The 23,039-nt window shown below is 31.0% G+C and carries 12 protein-coding genes; 11 read left to right on the top strand and 1 reads right to left on the bottom strand.

The features are described 5' to 3' along the window. From JM658_RS11930 to JM658_RS11885, 10 genes are all read left to right on the top strand, one after another. Window positions 1–566, top strand: a 566-nt coding sequence (locus JM658_RS11930) for a hypothetical protein (RefSeq protein WP_236959495.1), incomplete at its 5' end; no start/stop codon positions are given. Window positions 567–772: 206 nt separating this feature from the next. Next, window positions 773–1,324 carry a ParA family protein gene (locus tag JM658_RS11925; RefSeq protein ID WP_236959494.1) on the top strand — a complete coding sequence of 184 codons (552 nt, stop codon included), beginning with the start codon at window positions 773–775 and terminating at the stop codon, window positions 1,322–1,324. A gap of 80 nt (window positions 1,325–1,404) precedes the next feature. Then, window positions 1,405–1,635 (top strand): hypothetical protein, encoded by a 231-nt coding sequence (locus JM658_RS11920; RefSeq protein ID WP_236959493.1) that lies wholly within the window; start codon window positions 1,405–1,407, stop codon window positions 1,633–1,635. A gap of 225 nt (window positions 1,636–1,860) precedes the next feature. Next, on the top strand, window positions 1,861–2,337 hold the full coding sequence (locus tag JM658_RS11915) for a hypothetical protein (protein ID WP_236959492.1): 477 nt from the start codon (window positions 1,861–1,863) through the stop codon (window positions 2,335–2,337). 489 nt (window positions 2,338–2,826) lie between these two features. Then, window positions 2,827–5,070 (top strand): alpha-N-acetylglucosaminidase, encoded by a 2,244-nt coding sequence (locus tag JM658_RS11910; RefSeq protein ID WP_236959491.1) that lies wholly within the window; start codon window positions 2,827–2,829, stop codon window positions 5,068–5,070. A 48-nt stretch (window positions 5,071–5,118) separates the two neighbouring features. Further along, window positions 5,119–7,392, top strand: a complete 2,274-nt coding sequence (locus JM658_RS11905) for a family 20 glycosylhydrolase (protein ID WP_236959490.1) — start codon at window positions 5,119–5,121, stop codon at window positions 7,390–7,392. 3 nt (window positions 7,393–7,395) lie between these two features. Next, window positions 7,396–8,787, top strand: coding sequence for an arylsulfatase (locus JM658_RS11900; RefSeq protein WP_236959489.1), 1,392 nt, complete (start codon window positions 7,396–7,398; stop codon window positions 8,785–8,787). Window positions 8,788–9,090: 303 nt separating this feature from the next. Next, on the top strand, window positions 9,091–11,562 hold the full coding sequence (locus JM658_RS11895) for a glycoside hydrolase family 88 protein (protein ID WP_236959488.1): 2,472 nt from the start codon (window positions 9,091–9,093) through the stop codon (window positions 11,560–11,562). A 77-nt stretch (window positions 11,563–11,639) separates the two neighbouring features. Beyond that, a complete protein-coding gene (locus JM658_RS11890) occupies window positions 11,640–12,878 on the top strand; it encodes a BNR repeat-containing protein (RefSeq protein WP_236959487.1) in 1,239 nt (412 codons plus the stop codon). Between the two features lie 74 nt (window positions 12,879–12,952). Then, window positions 12,953–15,013, top strand: a complete 2,061-nt coding sequence (locus tag JM658_RS11885) for a family 20 glycosylhydrolase (RefSeq protein ID WP_236959486.1) — start codon at window positions 12,953–12,955, stop codon at window positions 15,011–15,013. A 249-nt stretch (window positions 15,014–15,262) separates the two neighbouring features. Here the strand turns inward: JM658_RS11885 and JM658_RS17225 are convergent, their stop codons facing one another. Beyond that, window positions 15,263–19,375, bottom strand: a complete 4,113-nt coding sequence (locus JM658_RS17225; RefSeq protein ID WP_236959485.1) for a hybrid sensor histidine kinase/response regulator transcription factor — start codon at window positions 19,373–19,375, stop codon at window positions 15,263–15,265. Window positions 19,376–19,810: 435 nt separating this feature from the next. On the opposite strand from JM658_RS17225, the gene JM658_RS11875 reads away from it, so the two are divergent. After that, on the top strand, window positions 19,811–23,032 hold the full coding sequence (locus JM658_RS11875) for a SusC/RagA family TonB-linked outer membrane protein (protein WP_236959484.1): 3,222 nt from the start codon (window positions 19,811–19,813) through the stop codon (window positions 23,030–23,032). Window positions 23,033–23,039 lie beyond the last annotated feature (7 nt).

Here is a 23,039-nt window from a genome sequence, read left to right as displayed (position 1 = left end):
CAAAAAAGGATGGTAGTATTAAAAAGCAACAAGCAGGTAAAACAATAAATGCTTCAGAAACCACTAAAGGGATAGGGTTAATTGATTTTCATACGCTATTTGAAAGAAACACTCATCAGAAACAGCAGCATTTGAAGAATGTTAGAGGTCGGGTTTTTAGTATTTATAATCCGCTTAAGAATAATAATGAAATTATCGGATTAGATGATTTTAGAACTTCCCTCCTAAAAAAGGGAATTAAATTAAATGTATTAAGAGCTAAATCAGGAGCCCTAAAAGACGCCATTATAGGAGTGTCATTTACCGATCAAAAATCATCAATTAAATATAATGGTGAAGAGATAAAATTAAAATGGTCTGAATTATCAAAGATGATAAATGATGATTTTTCAGATTTAAAAGAAGAAAAGGAACTCAATCACTTCAAAAATGAAATACCTAATAAAGTGCAGAAATCAGAATTATTAAGTGAAATAGCAAAAGTTTTTAAACACAACAACATATCATCACCGAATGATTACCAAGAAGACTTGCGTAAAAAGAAGAAAAAAAGAAGGTTTTTGTAAACTCGGATAATAAAAGATGTGTACAGAATGACACAGATAACTAAATGGTTTACCATATAAGGTTTTAAATATGTGTACAGAATGACGCAGATAAATAAGATGTGTACAAAAGATGGTTAAAAGTTGTGTACAGAATGACGCAACTAATTAAGATGTATAAACATATTTTTATTTCCCTTAATATTAAAATAGAATTATAAACATTTATGAGCAATATTATACTTATTACCCATCAAAAAGGAGGTGTTGGAAAGTCTACACTCACTTTTAACTTAGCTCAAAATTTATCTAAAGAAAGTAAGGTTGCTATATTAGATTTTGATTTACAAGGTAGCTTATCGCAATTATCAGAGTTGATAACAGATTTTGATATTTTTCCTTTCAGTGAAAATATTGAAGATATTGTTGAAATGGACTATGATTTTATATTTATCGATACCCCTCCTTATTTATCAAATCATTTACCGCAGTTGATTAAATTAGCAGATCTTATTATTGTTCCTACAAAAGCAGGTATATTAGATTTATTGGCTATAAAGAGCACATTGGAGCTGATTGAAAAAGTAAATGGTTCTGATAGATGCATGATAGTTTTTAATATGGTAAAAGCCAATACTACTTTAACTCTGGATATTTTAATTAGCCTAGAAGAATATAATGTCCCTATTGCAAAAACACATATTGGCGATTTAGTAGCTTTTACCAGATCAGTCCTAATAAAGGGGTGCAGAGTGATAAAAATGCGCAAAAACAATTAAACAAACTCACAGAAGAAATATTAACGAAACTTATATAGTTATACAATAGTATCATTATATAAATCTAGAATTATATAATTATGGATAAACAAAATTTTAATGACCTTATTAGTAAGGCCAAGGCAAAAAACCAAAAAAAGACAATTCAAAAAGTAACTCCAGTCACAACAAGAGCTACAGAAGAAGTACAATTCTCGTTTTACCTAGAGAAAACACTTTTAAAGCAATTGAAGCTACGGGCTTTAGATGATAATGAGAGTATAAAAAGTACTATTAATGAAGCTTTGAAATTGTATTTAAAAATAGATTAATCTGGTGTAAAAAAAAACTCTAATCTCCCAAGATATAATTGAGTTTTATCATAGAGGAGATGTTTATTGTTATTGGAATATAATTAACAAATAATTTAAAACATAACTAGTTCAGAAAATAAAGTAGAAGTAAAAAAGTAAGTTGATTTAAAACCTACTCAATTAGATAATATTTTTAAATTATAGAATTACCTATTTATATAATTATATAAAATTTCAAGAATTATGTTCAGACCATCACAAATACAAGATTATATTGATTACAATGAAGAGCACAATGATTATTTTGTTCTAATAAATGAGTATTCTGAAGCAGTGCTATATAAAGAAATTATTCATTTTATGAATATTGCTTTTCCAGAATGGAATTCTAATGCGGGAATTGGAAGCTGGGCAGCTGAATTTGTATTAACAGCCATTCAAAACCTTGAATATACAGAGGAAAAAGAGTATACTTTATTGAAAACATTAAAAGAGATGTACGTTACTTTAGCAGACGATTACAATTCTTTCAAAGAAAAATATCAATTTATAATTTTAGATGATATTTTAAAACAGTTCAATATCGAGTATGGAGAGTTTTTAGATGAGCATGAGAATCTTTCCGAAAAGGATTTTGAAGCGTTATATGAGGAGCTCTATGCAACTTATAGAAATAAATATTTTAATGTCGTTACATACAGTTTTATTGAAAATGATTAGGAATAAATTATATAAATATATAATTCCGTAATGATCTGTGAACCCAAACCCTTATTTAAAGGTTCTTAATACTCGAGAAAGTAGTAGTTCGTATGTAGTGTTTGTTAGGATTCTAAGCATTAGTTTAAGGAGTGTACTTAGACGAGTTACTCTAACTTTTATTATTAGTTAATAATAAGTAATGGATTCTCTATAATTAATTTTGCATTGTAAAGTTAATGCCATTTATATCGATGTACCATACATATCTATGTGTGAGATGTTTATAGATGTGCGTTGCATGGTATAATGAGATTAAATTACAAGGTTTTGATACGCATTTATATAAAGTTAGTTAGTTGGTCTGTTAGATTTACAGTTAGAAAAATGAAAGTTAGATTAATGTGTTTTTAATTGAGATAATACTTTGTTTAGATTCATGATTTTTCTCATATAGACTTAGTTATTGATTTTTGTTTTCTTAATCATTAAAAAATAATTCGTTGTACTATGTTAAGATTTTTCCAACTAATTTTAATTTTTTTATTGCTTACATCTTTTGATGATGATATTAAGCGTACTCAAAATGAAAAAGCTGTGTATGCATTAGCAAAACGGTTACTTCCTGAGCGGAACTCCGAGTTTATCTTTAAAGAAATTAAAACGGATGGCGATAAAGATTATTTTGAGATTATTACAAGTGAGGACTTTGTAACTATTAAAGGGAATAGTGCAGTTGCAATGTCTTCCGGTTTAGATTGGTATTTAAGCAAATATTGTAATTCGCAAGTTTCTTTAAATTATAATCAAATAGAGTTACCTAATACATTACCCAAAATAGTAGGCTCAGTGAAAATTGAAACTCCATTTGAATATAGGTATTTTTTTAATTATTGTACGTATGGATATACAATGCCATGGTGGGATTGGTCACGTTGGGAGAAGATGATAGATTATATGGCTCTTAAAGGCGTTAATATGCCTTTAGCTACCATTGGACAAGAAGCAGTTTGGCAAGAGGTTTTCAGAGACATGGGGTTGTCTGAAGAGAAAATAAATGATTTTTTTGTAGGACCAGCTCATTTACCATGGGGATGGATGGGGAACATTGATGGAATGGGTGGACCTTTGCCAGATAATTGGATTAAGCAAAGAAAAAATTTACAAATTAAAGTCCTGGAGCGCATGCGGTCTTTGGGGATGAAACCAGTTTTACAGGCATTTACTGGACATGTCCCTGAATCTTTAAGAATGATATATCCAAAAGCAAATATTTTTAAAATAGAAGATTGGGCAGGTGTTGATGGCACATATTTTTTAGACCCTACAGACAAACTTTTTCAAGAAATAGGGGAAACCTTTATTAGAAAACAAACTGAAATGTATGGAACGGATCATTTATATGATGCAGATTGTTTTATAGAAGTAAACCCTCCCTCCAAAGATCCAGATTTTCTGAAACAATTAAGTAAAAGTGTCTATCATTCAATGGAACAAGCAGACCCTGAAGCAACATGGATTTTACAAGGATGGTTTTTTTTCTTCAAGAAAGATTTTTGGACAAAAGAAAGGGGGAGTGCGTTTTTAAATGGTATACCAAAAGATAAAGTTGTTGTGTTGGATCTTTATGGTGAAAAAAACCCTACCTGGAATAAAACGGATGCGTTCTATGGTCAACCATGGGTTTGGAATGTTATCTGTAATGAAGATCAAAAGGTGAACATGAGCGGTGATTTACAAGCAATGCAGATTCAATTTAATGATGCATTTGAGTCAGAAATACATAATAACCTAAAGGGTGTAGGAGTAATACCTGAAGGATTAGGTTATAACCCGATTGTTCAAGATTTCATTTTTGCAAAGGCATGGAGCCAGAAAGAAGTTGATATAAAACAATGGGTTAATACTTATGCATCTAATAGATATACGACTAAAAATAAAAATGCACTTGAAGCTTGGAGCTTATTAGAGGAGTCTGTGTATAGTAGAACAAGAACTCTATGGTCTCCCCTTATTACGACACCTCGTTTAATGATTCTTGAATCTGATAACAAAGAAGATATAAGGCATGTAAGGAAAGATTTCAAAATAACTGATGAAGATCCTTTCGCATGGGATTTTGATGTGTATAAAATGTACAAGGCAGCCGAGTATCTTCTGTTAGCAAATGAAGAATTAAAGAATAAAGAAACATATAGGTTTGATCTTACAAATGTTTATCGAGAGTTGCTATTTAGTTTAACGCATAAACTTATAAATGATATCAGTGTTTCTTACCAAGCTAAAGATAGAGAAGGTTTGAAGAATGCATCAGAGTCTTTATTTAAACTTATAGATGACTTAGAAGCAATTACAGGAACAAATGAAAATTTTTTACTAGGAAAATGGATAAAGGATGCTAGGAGTTGGGGGACTACAAAGAAAGAAGAAGATTATTATGAGTGGAATGCACGTACGATAGTAACTATATGGCAACCATATCCGGAAGGAGGATTAAGAGATTATGCTGGTAAGCAGTGGAATGGTTTGTTTAGTGGGTACTATAAACCAAGATGGCAATTATTTGTTGATCATTTAAGTAAATCTCTTGAGACAAATACTCCATTCAATTCTAAAAAGTTCAATAAAGATGTCAGAGAATTAGATTATAAATGGACGAGAAGTAAACAAAAGTATCCTGATATGGTCACAGGAGATGTAATTATGGTTGCAAAAAGATTACAAAGAGAATATGCTCACTTTTTTAAAAAATAAATGATGTTAAAAAACAATATATTTTATGTGTTTATACTGTTGTTAATAGTGACAGCAATTAGTTGTAATGATTCTCGAAGTGAAGGAATCAATTCAGATATAACGGTTATCCCGATTCCAAAAGAAGTTATAAAAGATAATAATGGTAGCTTTAAAATTTTAAATACTACAATAATAAGAATAGAAGATCAAAGTTTATTACCTATAGCTAATATTATATCAGATTATGTCAAAAGATTAACGGGTGTAAATATTTCTGTTACAGAGGGAGTAACCACAAAAAAAAGTATAGTTTTAAGATATAATGATAAATTAAGTGATGATGAATATAATTTAGTTGTAGATAAAGAAATCTTCCTAGAAGGAAATTCATACTCTTCTATAACAAATGCCGCATCGACATTAGTTCAATTAATTAAATTCGATGGCAATGTAAGTTACATTCCGAATGTAAAAATCAAAGATAATTATGACTTTAAATATAGGTCTGTAATGTTAGACTTAGCTAGGTTTTGGCATCCCATTGAGACCATAAAAGAAACGATAGATTTATTATGGTTATATAAAATCCCGTATTTACATCTGCATTTAAGTGATAATAAGCGGTTTACTTTTCCACTTGATAAATTTTCTAAAGTAAATAAGATAAATGGAGTGGGAGAAAGGGAATATTACACGAAAGCAGAGTTAAGTCACTTAGTAGAATATGCAAAAAGTAGAGGTGTAGCCATTATACCAGAAGTCGATTTACCGGGTCATTCAGCAATTCTTTGGAACACATATCCTGATGAATTTGGGAGTCTCAACCCTGGAACAAATAAACCAGAACAATTGCATGTGGTTAATATTGCAAAGGAAAAAACTTATTCAGCAGTAAATTATATCATCCAAGAATTAGCTAGTGTTTTCTATACCAGTCCATATATTCATGTAGGTGGAGACGAAGTGTATTTAGAGAATTTGAAAAAGGTACCCGAATACAATAATTATGCAGAAGAAAAGGGTCTTAAAGAAGCTTTAAAGGGTAATGTAGATGAACTCTTTTGTCACTTTATTAATGAAATGAATCAAATGGTCAAAGATACTGGTAAAAAAACGATTGTATGGGAAGGTTTTAATGATATCGGAGCAGGTAACGTCATCGTAGATAAGGACATTACAGTTATAGTATGGAATACAACATATAATAGCCCTAAAAACTTATTGGCTAATGGATACAAGATAATAAATTCTACTTGGATTCCTTGGTATATGGTAGGAGCGATGAATTTAGCTCCATCAATTGACAGGTCGTATAAATGGAAAATAACTGATTGGAAGCATTGGAATACTATGATCAAAGACGTTACAGTTGATAACAGCTCAAATATTTTTGGAGGTCAAATATCCTATTGGGAACAGAATCATTATAAGGTAATTCCTGTCTTACGGGAGAGAGTGCCTATCCTTTCAGAGCGTTTGTGGAATGAAAAACCAAGGAAGGACATTAAAGATTTTAAAAATGATCTTGTATCTACAAACAAATTATATTCTAAGTTGTTTAGGCCAATAACCAGTGTTGCTAATAATTTAATTTCTTCTGATGAGCTGAAATTTACATCTTTTGCAGAAATAGTTTTAGATCAGCCTAATAGTGGGAGCTATTTTTGGAGTTTTTCAAAATCTTGGGATTTGCCCTCTGATGATGATATGATTTTATATAATAAACCTATACGATTAACTGAGAGTGGTGTTCTTACAATTCAAAAAAGGGATAAACAGGGGAATAACATCGGGTATCCAGAACAAAAATATTATCAAAAAATAGAGCCATCATATACTTATAAAGTATATGGTCCCTCACCTGTAAAAGGATGGGATTCTATTCCTGACTTTACAGAGATTCCATTAATAAGAGAGGGAATAACAGCCAAAATAACAGAAGAGCGCCTTGATAAAATTAATGGTGAGTTATTTGCTAAAGTAAAGAGAAAAGGTCATATAGACACTCGTTTTTCAGGGATATATAATCCATATGCCGTCGAGTTAAATGGAATAATAAAGGTTGATGAAAATGAGAGGTTTACTTTAAAATTACAAACTAATGATGGTTTGGCTAATCTATACTTAGATAGTAATTTAGTAGTTAAAGGCACAGAGTTTAATAATATACCGGAAGAGTTTATCGTGCAGATTGCAGCAGGTAAGCATAGCTTAAAAATTGAATATTTTTATAAACAAATTCAAAACGAGTTGAATATAATGTACAAGACTGAAGATATGCAAGATTTTGCTCCTTTAGAGGATTTGATTCAGACATTGGATGACTACACTAATCTTTAAGAAATGAAAAAAATATTGAACAGATTATTGGTAATGATATTGATAATAGTTTTTAATTCTTGTAATAATAATGTGTATGACAGGGTGAAAGGTTCTAAGCCTAATATTCTTTTTATCATGGCAGATGATTTAGGTTATGGAGATTTAGGATGTTATGGTCAAAAAGCAATAAAAACTCCTAATATAGATAAGTTAGCTTCGAAAGGACTTCTTTTTACACAGCATTATGCAGGTGCAACTGTATGTGCGCCTTCACGAAATAGTTTAATTACTGGGCAACATATGGGTAATACTACTATTAAATCTATGGAAGTGCCAATTAAAAAAGAGGATGTAACTATTGCTGAATTACTAAAAAAGGCAGGTTATTATACAGGGATTATAGGTAAATGGGGTTTAGGAAATGTAGGCACTACAGGGTATGCTAATGATCAAGGTTTTGATTATTCTTTTGGGTATTATGATCAAATAAGGGCTCATAATTACTATCCTGATTACTTATGGGAAAATGGAGAGAAGTACCCTTTGGATAATAAGGTTATATATGTTTCTGATAGTGCGAACTATGCTCTTGGTATCGGTAATGCTGCGGTTGAGAAAGTAGAATATTCGAATGATATTTTCACGGAGAAAGCATTGAATTTTTTGAATGAACAAAGGGAAAAACCTTTCTTTTTGTATTTAGCATATACAATACCACATGCTAATAATGAGAGTTTTTTAATTAATGAGCATGGTATGGAAGTTCCGGACCTAGGTATTTATGAAGAAGAGAATTGGCCAGAGTCTAAAAAAGCTGGAGCAGCAATGATTTCTAGGCTAGATTCTTATGTAGGTGAAATCATGAAAGAACTTGATAGTAAAGGTTTGGAAGATGAAACTTTGGTAATTTTTACTTCAGATAATGGACCGCACGAAGAGGGTGGCTGGAATTTGGATTTTTTTGATAGTAACAGAGAGTTAAAAGGCATGAAGAGAGACTTATATGAAGGAGGTATAAGAATCCCTTTTATAGCTAAATGGCCGAAAATAATCAAACCTGGTGAAACAGATGTAATTGCAAGTTTTTGGGATTTCATGCCTACTGCTTGTGAATTGGGTGGTATTCAAACTCCAAGATCTAGTGATGGAATTTCCTATTTGCATACTTTAATTGGGGACGAAGAAAATCAAACTAAACATAACTTTCTTTATTGGGAATTCGATACAAATATCAATAGAAGAGCGGTTCGAAAAGATAATTACAAACTAGTAACAATTAAGGATAGAAATTCTGATACTACTAGTATAGAGTTGTTTAATATTCCTAATGATATTTCAGAATCAAAGAATATAGCCTCTAAGCACCCTGATAAAGTTAAAGAGTTAATGTTGTTGATTAATCGGTTTAATTAACAACACAAATATTTCTTTATTTTAAAGCAATGATATACTGAAATTATCTTGATATATAAGCTTACTATAAGCACTACATGTAGTAAAGCTTTAATAAATATCTAAAAATTAAGGGGTAAGTTGATAGAATATACTCTATTGTAGCTTATATATGTTAGTTATTTCTACTAATCTCATAGGTTAAATAGATAGAAGTAAGAATGAAGGAATAGGAAGAAAAAGACATATAATATAGAAATAAGAGGTTTTATTATAACTATCTCCATATGGAGTTAATATTTGATAATAATAGATTAAATTTTTATGAAGGAAATATTGAATTTTGCCGTACTTACAGTACTTTTTTTAGGAACATTAAATACATTAGAAGCTCAAATAGAAATTGCAGAATCTAAAGTATATAAAACAAATGCTTCAAATAGTGAGTCTTATAGGTCCTTTACGTTCAACGGTTCTTGGTGTTGGTTTTCTGACCCAAGAGCAGTTTATTATGAAGGAAAATATAAGAGAACTTATGGAGCATGGGTTGATAATTACGGGAATATAGTTGTTGGTTATTATGATCATGATATTCATCGCGTTAAAACTAAAGTTTTAAAATATGAACATGAGATAGATGATCATGACAATCCATCGATTTTATTTGATAACGAAGGAAAGATACTCGTATTCTTTAATAGGCATGGTTATGGAGATTCATCTACTCCACATCCTATATTTTTAACTAAATCATCAAACCCAGAGGATATTTCAACATGGGAGAAAGAACAACATCTATTCTTAAATGATGAACATGAAAAAGAGTCAGAGAACGCTTCAATGAATCATGATTATACAAATCCAATTAAATTAAGGTCAGAGAATAATAGAATTTTTTTATTCTGGAGAGGTATAGACGGTAAGCCAGGATTCTCTTATAGTGATGATGCAGGAGTAAGTTGGGCTGATGGAAAAACTTTATTTAAACCTGAACATACTTATAGTTTTCGAAGACCATATACAAAGGTATACTCTAATGGAGATAGTAAAATTCATTTTGTTTTTACAGATGGGCACCCTCGGAATGAGAAAAATAATAGTATTTATTACACGTATTATGAGAAAGGAGCTTTTTATAAAGCAAATGGAGAAAAAATCAAAAATGTAGGTGATTTACCTTTATACCCTAATGAGTTAGATTTAGTCTATAATGGCAAGCAAGCAGAGGGAAAAGCTTGGAACTGGGATATCGCTGAAGATAAAAAGAATAATCCTGTTATTATGTATGCGACTTTTCCTACAGACTCTACGCATTATTATAATTATGCAAAGTGGACTGGCAAAAAATGGTTAAACAATAGTCTGGTTAATTCAGGAAAATGGTTTATGGATACTAGAAAAGGATCAATAGAAGCTGAACCAAATTATTCTGGAGGAATGAATATAGATCATGAAAATCCAAATGAGGTTTATTTATCTGTAAAACGAGATTCTATTTTTGAAATAGAAAAATGGATTACTAATGATGATGGGGAATCTTGGAAGGTTTATCCAGTTACTAAGAATTCTACAAAAAATAATATTAGACCATTTGCTGTTAGAGGAGCCAAAAAAGACAATCCTTTGCAGGTTATGTGGATGCAAAACACAAACTATATAACCTATAGTCATGCTCCATGGACCAAGCTTTCTTTTGAAGAGAGGTTTCATAGCTCTATAAAGATGAATCTTAAGTCACCTAAAATTACTGATCCTTTAAATCCTAATCAAATTATAGATATTATGAGGCAAACAGCAGATTGGCAATTTGCAAACCCTTATGACTTAGAAAGGGTTTTAGAGTGGCATTGGGCTACTTATTTTATAGGATTGCAAGGTTTGTATGAAATTACTAAAGAGGATAGATATAAAGAAGAGATGATAAATGTAGGGAAGCATGCAAATTGGAGATTAGAATCAAAAATTTTATATGCTGATAATATTGCAATAGCTTCTAATTGGGCCTGGTTATATAATCAAGAAGAAGACTCAGAAATGATAGAAAATGCGAAATATGCTTTGGATGTACATTTATCTACCCGTAGGGAGTATAAGGTGGATTTGAGGTTTTTAGGAAACCCTTATTTTGATGAGTGGTGGACATGGAGTGATGCATTATTTATGGGACCTCCGACATTTATTCAAATGTGGAAGAGTACGGGAGAAGAAAAGTATTTAAACTATATGGATACTATGTTTTGGAAAACTGCAGATTATCTATATTCAAGGGAAGACTCTTTAATGTTTAGGGATGATCGATATTTTCCAGAGATGATGAAGAATAATAAAAAAGTTTTTTGGAGTAGAGGAAATGGTTGGGTGGTTGCTAGTATTGCAAGAATTTTGGATATTATGCCTAAAGATTATCCTAATAGATTTAAGTACGAAATGTTTTTTAAAGAGATGATTTTGAAGGTTTTATCTCTTCAAAGACAGGACGGGTTATGGAATGTTAGTTTGCTAGATCCAGATTATTTGAATAAGGGAGAGACTAGTGGAAGTTCTTTTTTTATTTATGCTTTAGCTTATGCTTTAAATAATGAGTTTATTAGTGAAGACTATAAGAGCCAAATAGAAAAAGGTTGGATTGCTTTATGCATGAATGTTAATGAAAACGGAAGGCTTGGCAATGTACAACCAGAAGGAATTGATCCAAAGCCATTTGTTGAAGAAAGTTGGCATGTATACGGAACAGGTGGATTTCTACTAGCAGGAAAGGAAATGTATAAACTAATGTCAAAAGTAAAGGAAGAATAATTATGAATGTACATAATCCTTATTTTAATAGGTGTAATTTAATTCAATTATGTGTATTGTTTTTTTTAATACACAACATGATTTATTCACAATTGAAAGGAATAGGCAAAGGATGGTCAAAAAATTCAGTAAATGCTGTAGTGTTTAGAAAAAATGCAGTAACAACTTATAAAAATAATCAATACGTAGCTTATTATGATGATAATGGATATGTGACTTTAGCGAAACGTAAATTGGATACAGATGATTGGGAGATAGTTACTACAAAATATAGAGGTATTGTAAATGATGCTCATCGCTCTATAAGCATAATGATAGATGGAGATGGTTTTTTGCATATGGCCTGGAATCATCATGCCAGTAATTTACAATATGTTAAAAGCAATGTTCCTGAAGGTCTGACCTTATCTAATAAACTAGATATGATAGGTCAAAATGAGTTGAATGTGACATATCCTGAATTCTATAAACTACCAAATGGTGACTTATTGTTTTTATACAGAGACGGTGGTTCAGGAAATGGAAACTTAGTTATAAATAGATACTCTATTGCTGAAAAGAGATGGAGGCGAATTCAAGATATATTAATTGATGGTGAAGGTGAAAGGAACGCATATTGGCAAGCATTTATTGATAAGTTAGGGGTCATACATTTATCTTGGGTGTGGAGGGAGAGTCCTAATATATCAACCAATCATGATATTTGTTATGCTAGGTCTAAGGATTTCGGTGAAACATGGCAAAAATCTACAGGTGAATCTTATGAATTACCAATTAATCTTAATACAGCTGAATATGCTTTTAAAATTAAACAGAACAGTCAGTTAATAAACAGTACTTCTATGTTTGCAACTAAAGAGGGAACTCCATATATAGCTACCTATTTTAGTTCAGAAAAATCATTAGTACCACAATTTTATTTACTTTTTAAAAAGTTTGGAACATGGAGTATGCGAAAAGTATCTAATAGAACAACTCCTTTTAAATTAAGTGGTGGTGGTACAAAAAAGATTCCAATTTCACGCCCGCAAATAGTTGTCAGTGAGGATAAAAAAAAAGTTTATTTAATCTACAGGGATATAGAAAATGATAATAGAATAAGTATTAGAGAGAGCTTGAATAGTAACTACACAAAATGGAAGTCAAGTATTATAACTAATTTTTCAGTAGAAAGTTGGGAGCCGATTTATGATGCTGAGTTGTGGAAAGACCAAGAAAAATTACATTTATATGTCCAGAAAGTAGGTCAAGGAGATGGAGAAGGCTTAGAATCTATGCCAGCACAAATGGTATATATATATGAACATATAGAATAAGGTTAAAAGTTATAATTCAGAATTATACTTATTAATGGTTTTGAGTCATAATAGAAATATATGATATGAAAAAAATGAGATTTATAAAGAGTTATACAGTTTTTATTTTGTTTGTGATTTTTTTAAGTTCTAATGGATTAGCAAACGACCCCATTACTATTGTTCCATACCCTAGAGAGGTTAAGCTATTTAATGGATTTTTACATTTGAATAAACACTTTAGAATAGGGTTTAAATCAAAAGATTTAGAGCCTATAGCAGAATTATTAAAGAGTGATTTTTTTACGATTTATCAATTTAATGTTAATGATAAAGGAGGTGTTTCAAAAGTAATACTAGAAATTGATGAAGGTTTAAGTGAAGAGGAGTATCAAATTAAGATTAATAAAGAAGGAATTGTAATTAAAGGAGGGACTTATGGTGCTGTAAATTTTGGTGCTACATCAATACTTCAAATGGCTAAACCTAGTGGAGAGATATTAAGTTTTCCATTTTGTACAATTAAGGATATTCCTACTTCTTCTTATAGGGGGGTTATGTTAGATGTAGCTCGACAGTGGCACAATATTGAAACCATAAAGCAGGTAGTAGAGTTGTGTAGATGGTATAAAATCAGATATATGCAGATTCATCTTACTGATGACCAGTCTTTTACTTTTCCTTCAACTACTTATCCAAAATTAGCATCTAAAGACAGGCATTATTCTGTTGAAGAATTAAAGAATTTGGTGGATTATGCAGATATAAGAGGAGTTACGATTATACCTGAGTTTGATGCTCCTGGTCATACTACGGAAATGAGGAAAGCCATGCCTGAAGTCTTTGGTCCTCCTAGTTTAGGAGTTATAGATATGACTAAGGATGAAGTTTATCAAGCGATGGAAATTATAATAGGCGAGATGATAGATATATTCCATTCATCTCCTTATTTTCATATTGGCGGTGATGAAGCTTGGCTAGGTGAGTTTGATAAAAAGGCTACTACAAAAGATTACATACTTAAGAATGATTTCGATGATTCACATGATATCTATTTAGACTTCTTAGTTAAAATGCATGATATTGTAAAAAAGAAGAACAAAAAAACATTAATATGGGAAAGTTTTTCTGAGGATGGAAGCAAGAAAGTGAAAATTCCCAAAGACATGATAGTATTTGCTTGGGAGACTGCCTATCAACGACCAGAAAGTTTACTTGAAAATGGTTACAAAATTATAAATGCTTCATGGAAGCCAGCTTATGTAACACCGGGTTTTAGATGGAGCTCAAAGTATATTTATAATTGGAATCTTTATAGATGGGAAAACCATTGGGAGGTTACACCAGCCTATCTTAAACCAATTCAGTTAAATGAAAGTAGGTCAATATATGGTGGGCAGATGTGTTCTTGGGAAATGAGTGAAGAAGAACAAATATCAAGCCTGCGTAATAGAGTGGCGGCTATTAGTGAAATTTTTTGGAATGGAGATAAAAAACAAGATTATATTGAGTATGCTAAAAGACAAACAATAGTAGATGAGCTGTTTGGTAATTTAATATTTCCTGTAAGTATTACGAAAGAAGGGTTTACTGAACCTAATTATAGAGGAATTTACTTTAATAGGGAAAATAATTTTGCTGGTAGAGCAACCGTATTCTTTAAACCTAATTTAAAGAATACGAGAATTACATATACAGTAGATGGATCTATGCCCACGGAAAAATCTGCTACCCTTCCAAAACAATTAGAGTTGATTAATGACTTTTCTGCTAAAATAGGTGTCTTTAATAAACAAAGTGAGTTAATAGGATATAAACTTGTTAAGTATGAGGTTAATGCTATAAAGGCTACTGTTGTGGGAGATACTATTCCTCTAAGAGATATAAATACCAAAAAGAATAGGGTGGAGTTTATAGATAAAGTGAGATTAAAATTAATGCCACTTATTGATGGGGTAGAATTAAGATATACAACAGATGGAAGTAAGCCAACTATTAATTCTAAACTCTACGAGGGATATATTCAGATAGACGATTCTTTGAGTATGAATGTCGCATGTTTTTATAAGGATCAAATATATGGGAAAATATACCATAATAAATTCGTGAAAAAGAATTTAACAGAAAGTAAAAGAACGGAGCAAGATAGGTTTTAGAGTAAGTTAGAAGAGAGAGTAATGGTAATCATGGTAAGACAAGGTAATTGTATATTGATTTGGAATAAATAGCTTTACTATATTAGACAGAGTTGTTTGTTTACATATTTGCTTGATAGTTATATATTGTGAAGATTCTTTAGGCAGTGAGGGTTAGTTGAAAAGTAGCAAGACTAAACTGATTAGCGAAATTTAAGTATTAAGTGCATAATGTATGCTTGTAATTTGAAACCATTAAAAATATTGAAGTTATAGTTCAACATTGATTTCAATAGATGATTTATTGTTATGTTCTTTAGGGCTATAACCATATGTTTCTTTAAAACATCGAGAAAAGTAGCTAGCCTCCTTAAAACCAGATAAATAGGCGACTTCAGATATTTGTAACTTATTTTGATTTAATAAAGCTATAGAGTGTTTAAGGCGTATGGCTTTAATAAAGTTATTAGGAGTATACCCCGTTAGTGACTTAACTTTACGAAATAATTGAGCTCGGCTAACCCCTATCTCATTTGCTAATATCTCTAATGTTAGGTTTTGATCTTGTATATTTTTTTCTACTATTTGTTTTAATTGAAAGAGTAATTTCTCGTCTACAGAAGTGACAGTAACTTTAGAAGGTTCTAAAATTTTTGAATTCTGAAATACTAATCTTAGTTTCTCTCTGTTATTAATTAAGTTTCTTATGTTAGCAAATAGTATTTCTCTATTAAATGGTTTGGTTAAATAAACATCAGCTCCAGAATTAGTTCCTTCTATAATATGAGCTTCATAAGCTTTTGCAGTTAATAATATTATAGGGATATGGCTAGTTTCAAAGTTCCTCTTAAGGTGTTTGCACATTTCTATTCCAGTTAGTCCTGGCATGACAATATCACTAATAACTAAATCAGGTAAATTCTCTTTTATAAGTTCCAAACCACTTAATCCGTTACTAGATGTAATTACATTGTAGCTATTATTTAGTATGCTTTTTATATAAAGACTTAATTCATCGTTATCTTCAATAAGTGCAATAGTATAATTTTTTTCAGAAGTTTTTTTCTTAGTTTCTGTATAGTTAAAAGAGTCAACAAAATTTTCTCCTCGATTATCAAGAGAAATTGTCGAGTTATAATGAGAATCTAACAATTTCTTGTTTTTGAAAGAGTCAATGTTTTTTGGTAGGATAATTAGAAATGTAGTTCCTTTGTTTTGTTTACTTTTTAAAAATAAAGAGCCATTATGTAATTGGACAATTTCCTTTACCATGAATAAACCAATCCCAGTTCCAGATTCATATTCATTACCCTGATAGAATCTTTTAAATATTTTGTGAATATTATCAGGGGAAATACCTTTGCCTTTATCTTTTACTTTAATAAAGATATATTCTTGAGTATTATCGAATAATTCATCTCCACTAATAAAGATATATTCTTTGTTAGCTATTGTATTTTGATTAAATTCTCCGAGGCTTAATTTTATTTTACCATTTTTAGAAGAGGCTTTAAGTGCATTGGAAAGTAAATTATAAATTAAACTTTCTATTTTATTTTGGTCATAGCACATTTCTAGATTACTTTCGGGTAATTTTGTCTTAAGCTTAATACTTTTTATTTCGAAATTGTATTGAAAAGAAACACATACATTTTTTACTAAAGTTGATATGTTTCCATGAGTATTTTTTAATTCTAACTTACCAAGCTCGTGTTTTCTGAAGTCCATTATTTGATCGATCAGCCTTTTTAACCTTGTTAGATTATTACTCACTATATTTAAAGTTTTTTTTTGATCAGAATTTAGTTTTCCATTATGTATTAGATGTTGAAGAGGATCAATTATTAGAGAAAGCGGAGTGCGTAATTCATGAGAAATATTAGTAAAAAAAATGAGTTTAGACTCATTAATTTCCATTGTCTTTTGATGTTCAATTTCTTTTATTTTTAACAGATTGTTTTTGTCTTTGTTTCGAAGGATGAAATGAACTATAATAAGTATTAAGAATGAAACAACTATTCCCCAAATTATTTTCATATACCAATAGTTGTACCATGGTGGTAGGATATCGATGTTTAGTTCTGCTGTATTCTCATTCCATACACCGTCATTATTTGTGGCCCTTAGTTGAAATTTATAATGTCCCGAAGGTAAGTTGGCATAATTGATAGATCTTTTATTCCCTAGCATTATCCAATCGTCATTTACTCCTGTCAGCTTACAACTGTATTCGTTGTAATTAGGAAGTCCTAGGTGAAGGGATGCAAATTCCAATCCTATTGTATTTTCATTATTATTAAGAGTAATTGACTTTGAATGGTTTATTGATTTATTTAATATTTTAGAATCGTCATCTTGGTGAATAGATTTCCCGTTTATAAATAGCCCGGTGAAGGCAATTTTGGGTTGGAATTTATTTTTTTCAGGAACCTGACTAGAATTGTAGATATTAAGGCCGTTTGATCCACCAAAATATAATTTGCCCTTTAGATTGTTAAATGTAGTACTTCCGTTAAATTCTAATGATTGTAAACCATCTTTTAAATTATACCAACGAAGTTCTTTTTTAGGAAAATAATATGAAAATAGACCATTGTTGGTACTGCCCCATATGGTATGTGTCTCTTTGTCATTAATAAGTCCATATATATAATGACTAATATGTTTATTATAGGTGTTTCCTTGTGTGTAGAAATTAATAGGATTAATAGTATTACTTTCTTTGTTAATTTCAAAAAGACCAAGGTTTGTGCCAACCAGAAGGGTGTTCGCTTTTATGCCTTGACATAATGAGTAAACCTCGAAATTCTTAAAGAATGCATTATAGTCTTTAGATAACCTAACTACTTGAAAAGGTAAAGAACTTCTTAGTAATTTTTTGTTGAAATAAGGAACATCAACATATTCATTTTTATCTATAGAAGAAACCATTCCATTAAGTGTGCCAAACCATACTTTTTCATCATTATCTAAGTACATTGTGTATATAATACGGTTGTCTAAAGGTGTTGGTAATTCGCTGTTGGTTATTTTATTTAAGATTTTATTATTGCTATATAAGTAAAGACCTTCAGATGTACTTATCCAAGTGTTATTTCTTTTATCGGGTAAAATGCAATATATGTGGTGGTTAGATAGTAAGTATGGTTCTTTTTTACTAAAGTCACTACAAAAGTTTTCATAATTAAAACTCTTATTTTGTATAAAAATACCATTTTGAGTACCTATCCATATATGATCTTTGATCTTCTGTATTGAACGAATATGGTCAAGACTACCGCCTTTTGTTTGTTTAACGTTGATTGATATTTTTTTTGATTCATTTATGAGAAATAATCCTTTGCCTCTTGTTCCTATCCATATATTTTCAAGATCATCTTCTAATATGGAGTGTACATTTAATACTTCAGATTCTTGATTCAACGATTTTATATGATTTATAGTTTTAAATGTTTTATTTTGAGGAATGAGTAGATTAACCCCTGCATCTGTACCTATGAAAATAGTTCCAGAGGCATCTTCGTAGACACTTCTTATAAAATCATTTTTTAATGAATTAAGCTTGAAGTTTGTTGTTCTTTTGTAATTTGTGTATTCTTGATTTTTCTTGTTGTAAGAATATAGTCCATTACCATTGGAGCCAATCCAAAGATTTTTGTTTTTATCAGTAAAAAATAAATTAATCTTTATTCCTTTTGGAAACTGAGGAAATTTTTTAGTAATATCAATTAAGTCTACTTGTTTTTCTTGACTAATACTGAGTAGGTTATTTATTTTAAAGTAGAAATTATTTTGGTCGGTAGCAAGAAGAAATTCATTTTCATTAAGTTTATGAAGATGTCGTAAATTACTCACTTTATTTGATGATTGAGATTTTAATTCTAGGACCTTTGATGTATTAGATTTTTCATTTAGAATATATAGGTTTTTACTTGTTTGTATAAGAAGGTCTTTTTTTGTTTTAATAATCGACATAACTTCTTCCTCACTTCCCTTTTCTCCAAGAGTGATATTTATAGGCTGAGGATTTTTACTGTCTATTTTCTGTAACATTAGAAGACCTTTATTTGTGCCTATATAAAGTTGGTTGTTGAAATATACTATCGATGTTATATGATTACTGTATTTGTTGTTAACTTTTGAAGGAAATATATAAGAGAATTTCTTTTTCTTATTGTGAAAAATATTTAATCCATTTTTAGTTCCAATTAATAATGAATCTCCTTTTTCTGTGATGTCAGTAACCCATGGGTTACTTAAGCCATCCATATCTCCATAGGTTGTAGAGTAACTTTCGAATTCATATCCATTATACTTATATAAACCATCCATCTTACCAATCCATAAGAATCCTGATTTATCAGTGTGGAATGATGTAACCACGTTGTTGGTAATTAGGTTATTACTATTTAGGCTTGAAATCTCATAAGTTAATTCTTGACATTTTAGAGGGTAAGGTGTAGAAAGAAATGATATGAAAATAATGAGGGAGGCTATACAATTTCTATATTTATTTTTTAACATGAATCTTCTATTTTGTTGAATAGGATTAGCTAAGGTTGGATTATAACCCAATAAAGTTAATGCAGTTTTAAATAATAAAACGAGAGATGCAATTATATAATTTTTTTTGTAAAAAAGTATGGAATATGTAATAAAATAGAGCCATCAGGTACAATATTATAATTATTTGAGATTATTTTATACGAATCTATTTGGGTTCTCATTTAAGTTTGTGAAAGTTATCAACCTAATATCTGCATATATAACGGCGATGTTGTGACTTGCTATTTAAACAAAACTTAAAATGCATTACCAATGAAAAAATTATTTTTTACTTTTTTTTACTTTTTATTGTGCCTACACATAGGTTTGGCACAAGAGAAGAATATCACAGGAATAGTTACAGATTTTGAATCTGGAATGCCAATTCCTGGAGCTACTGTGGTAGAAGTAGGGACTTCTAATGGCGTAACAACAGATTTTGATGGTAAATTTTCAATTGATGTAATGGCCACTTCAAATATAGAGGTTAGCTACTTAGGTTTCTCTCAGCAAACAATTGATGTTGGCAGCCAAGTTTTTTTTGAAATATTATTAAAGGCAGAATCATCTTCACTCTCTGAAGTTGTGGTTACTGCTTTGGGAATAAAAAGAGAAAAAAAGGCAATAGGATATGCTATGGATCAATTATCATCTGAACAAATTAATTCTACAGGAGAACCTAATGTACTTCTCAACTTATCTGCTAAGGCACCAGGAGTACAAGTTTCGGGTTCTGCAAATGGTGTAGATGGTTCCCCAAGAGTAATAATTAGAGGTGTGACCTCATTGTCATCTGATAATCAGCCTCTATATGTATTGGATGGATTGCCTTTACTTAGTAACCGTTCACTCTCAGAAAGTATCTTCACATCATCAAGTGGCGCAAGTGACTTAGGTAACCCAATTTCTGATATTAATCCTAATGATATAGAGAGTATTAGTATTCTTAAAGGAGCTAGTGCTTCAGCTCTGTATGGTTCTAGGGGCGCTAATGGTGTAGTGATGATAACCACCAAAAAAGGTAATAAGGGTCAGAAAGGTTGGGGAGCAAACTTTTCTTCAAGTACTACAATTCAAGATCCTTTAATTTTACCTAGACCGCAGCTGAAGTATGGACAAGGGTTTGATGGTGAGTATGAATACGTAGATGGGAATGGATTTGGGGTAAATGAGTCTACAACAAATCTATGGGGCCCAGAATTTTTGGGACAGCCCATAGCACAATGGAATCCAGAAAATGGAGATGCAATAGTAAAACCTTGGCTTCCATATGGCGCAAATAATTTAGATAATTTTTTTGAGTCTGGACATACTATTCAGAATAACTTATCATTATCATATGTAGATGAAAAATCAAATGCTAGATTGTCTTTGGGTCATCAAAATATAGAAGGTATAGCGCCTAACACTGGGCTTGAAAGAATTACAGGAAGCTTCAATTCTAATTTTCAATTGGGTGAAGATCTAAGCCTGACTTTTGTAGCAACAGGGTCTACGATGGATAGTGATAATAGGACGTTTTATGGGGGAAGTGGTGCGTTATGGCAGGCATTGTTTATTCCAACAAATATTGATATAAGAGATTTAAAAGATTATAAGGATGAACTAGGTAACAAAAAAAGTTTTTATGAGGGGGGACCTAACCCTTATTGGGATTTATATGAAAATCAAAACCCTGTGAATCGAGATAGATTTAGTTACAATATAGGATTAACCTATAATTTATTAGAATCATTATCAATACAGGGTAATATATTTAAGGATACAAATATATATGAATACGAAAGAGTTCAAGCAAAGCATCTTTATAATCAGGGTAGTTATCAAGAAGGGCTAGATGTTAATAAAGAATTGAATACTGATATTAGAGTTACTTTTAATAATTCGATTTTTAAAGATTTTGATTATAATATGATGGTTGGTGCAGCCTCTAGAAGACAAAGTTCTAACAATAAGTATTCCAGTACTGATGGGGGCTTACTTGTTAGAGATGTTTATAACCTAGGGAATTCAGCAAAACAACCGTTAGTTTCAAATAGGACTTCCGAGAAGGAGGTTAATAGTATATTTGGATCAATTGAGGTGGATTATAATAATTTTGTTTTCTTAACAGTTACAGGAAGAAATGATTGGTCATCTACATTACCAAGTGAAGATTGGTCATTTTTCTATCCCTCTATTTCTTCCGGAATAATTTTATCTGAGATATTTAACTTTCAAGATAGTTTTAATAACTACTTTAAGTTAAGAGCTAGTTGGGCTAAAGTAGGTAATGATACACAACCATACGCATTGAGTAGGTATATAAATAGGAACTCATCATCTTTTAATGGTCAACCAGTTTTGGGTATAGATAATGTTATACCAGCAACTTCTTTAAAGCCTGAAGAGTCAGTTTCGTATGAACTTGGGGGGGAGTTGTATTTCTTGAATAGTCGCGTGAAGCTGGATATTGCATATTATGAAAATGAGTCAAGTAATCAGCTTATTAGGATCGAAAATGCATGGGAGAGAGGTGCTAGATACGCGTTTATTAATGCTGGCACGATAACAAATAAGGGTGTTGAAGTTAAGTTAGACCTCGGTTTGATTCAATCTCCTGAATTTAAATGGGATGTTAGTTTAAATTGGTCAATGAATGATGGTGTAGTATCTGGGTTTCCTTCAGATTTAGTTGATTTTAAGCATATTGCAGCATGGTCGGGGCCAGAAATAAGGGCTACTAATGGTGAGCCGTATGGTCATATTGTAGGTTTTGAATACTTCAGGGATTCACAAGAAGCATTAAATAATGTTCCTAATATGTCGGATGATTTTATAGCTTATGGTTATACTGCTGAAGATAATATTTATGGGACAGGAGAAGTTTTAACCAGGGATGGTATGCCAATGCACAATGTTTGGAGAGGAACCAGAGATTTGGGGGCTATAGCTCCCTTAGATTGGTCAAGTGGAATAACTAATACATTTTCATATAAGAATTTTGGAATGAGTTTTCTCTTTGATGTCCGTAAAGGAGGTCATGTTATATCTACCACCTATCAAAGTATGTCTTTGTCAGGTATGAATCCTGATAGTGCAGGAGTGAATGATAATGGTATCCCTGTTCGTGAGAGTATTGATCAGGGAGGGGGGTATATATTTGATGGAGTTGATGTAGAAACTGGTCAAGAGAATTCGGTTGCAGTTAACTCTCAGGACTTATTTTCAAATTATAATTATCCCACTTCAGAGTTGATGAGATCGGCAACAAATATAAAGCTGAAGGAGCTTTCTTTTTCTTATAGATTTGATAGTAATATAGTGGATCGTTTAGGGATATCTGGTATGAGTCTATCTCTTGTTGGACGAAATTTATGGTTGATTAAGAATAATCTTGATGGAATTGATACGGAAACGGCCAACATGGGAAGCTTGAATAATGGTACAGGGTTTGAATATGGATCATTACCCAATACAAGAAGTATGGGGATAACCTTATCGGTAGATTTTTAATTTGTTT

This window comes from Joostella atrarenae (assembly GCF_021764745.1).
In the GTDB taxonomy this organism is placed as follows: domain Bacteria; phylum Bacteroidota; class Bacteroidia; order Flavobacteriales; family Flavobacteriaceae; genus Galbibacter; species Galbibacter atrarenae.
Note: the sequence above shows the minus strand (reverse complement) of the source record. Positions and strands in the feature narration are given on the sequence as shown.

What these genes read in the sequence shown, in the direction of transcription:
- JM658_RS11885 (WP_236959486.1), top strand. Translation starts at nt 12,953, where the DNA reads ATGAGATTTATAAAGAGTTATACAGTTTTTATTTTGTTTGTGATTTTT.
- JM658_RS11925 (WP_236959494.1), top strand. Translation starts at nt 773, where the DNA reads ATGAGCAATATTATACTTATTACCCATCAAAAAGGAGGTGTTGGAAAG.
- JM658_RS11890 (WP_236959487.1), top strand. Translation starts at nt 11,640, where the DNA reads ATGATTTATTCACAATTGAAAGGAATAGGCAAAGGATGGTCAAAAAAT.
- JM658_RS11895 (WP_236959488.1), top strand. Translation starts at nt 9,091, where the DNA reads ATGAAGGAAATATTGAATTTTGCCGTACTTACAGTACTTTTTTTAGGA.
- JM658_RS11875 (WP_236959484.1), top strand. Translation starts at nt 19,811, where the DNA reads ATGAAAAAATTATTTTTTACTTTTTTTTACTTTTTATTGTGCCTACAC.
- JM658_RS11915 (WP_236959492.1), top strand. Translation starts at nt 1,861, where the DNA reads ATGTTCAGACCATCACAAATACAAGATTATATTGATTACAATGAAGAG.
- JM658_RS11910 (WP_236959491.1), top strand. Translation starts at nt 2,827, where the DNA reads ATGTTAAGATTTTTCCAACTAATTTTAATTTTTTTATTGCTTACATCT.
- JM658_RS11920 (WP_236959493.1), top strand. Translation starts at nt 1,405, where the DNA reads ATGGATAAACAAAATTTTAATGACCTTATTAGTAAGGCCAAGGCAAAA.
- JM658_RS11900 (WP_236959489.1), top strand. Translation starts at nt 7,396, where the DNA reads ATGAAAAAAATATTGAACAGATTATTGGTAATGATATTGATAATAGTT.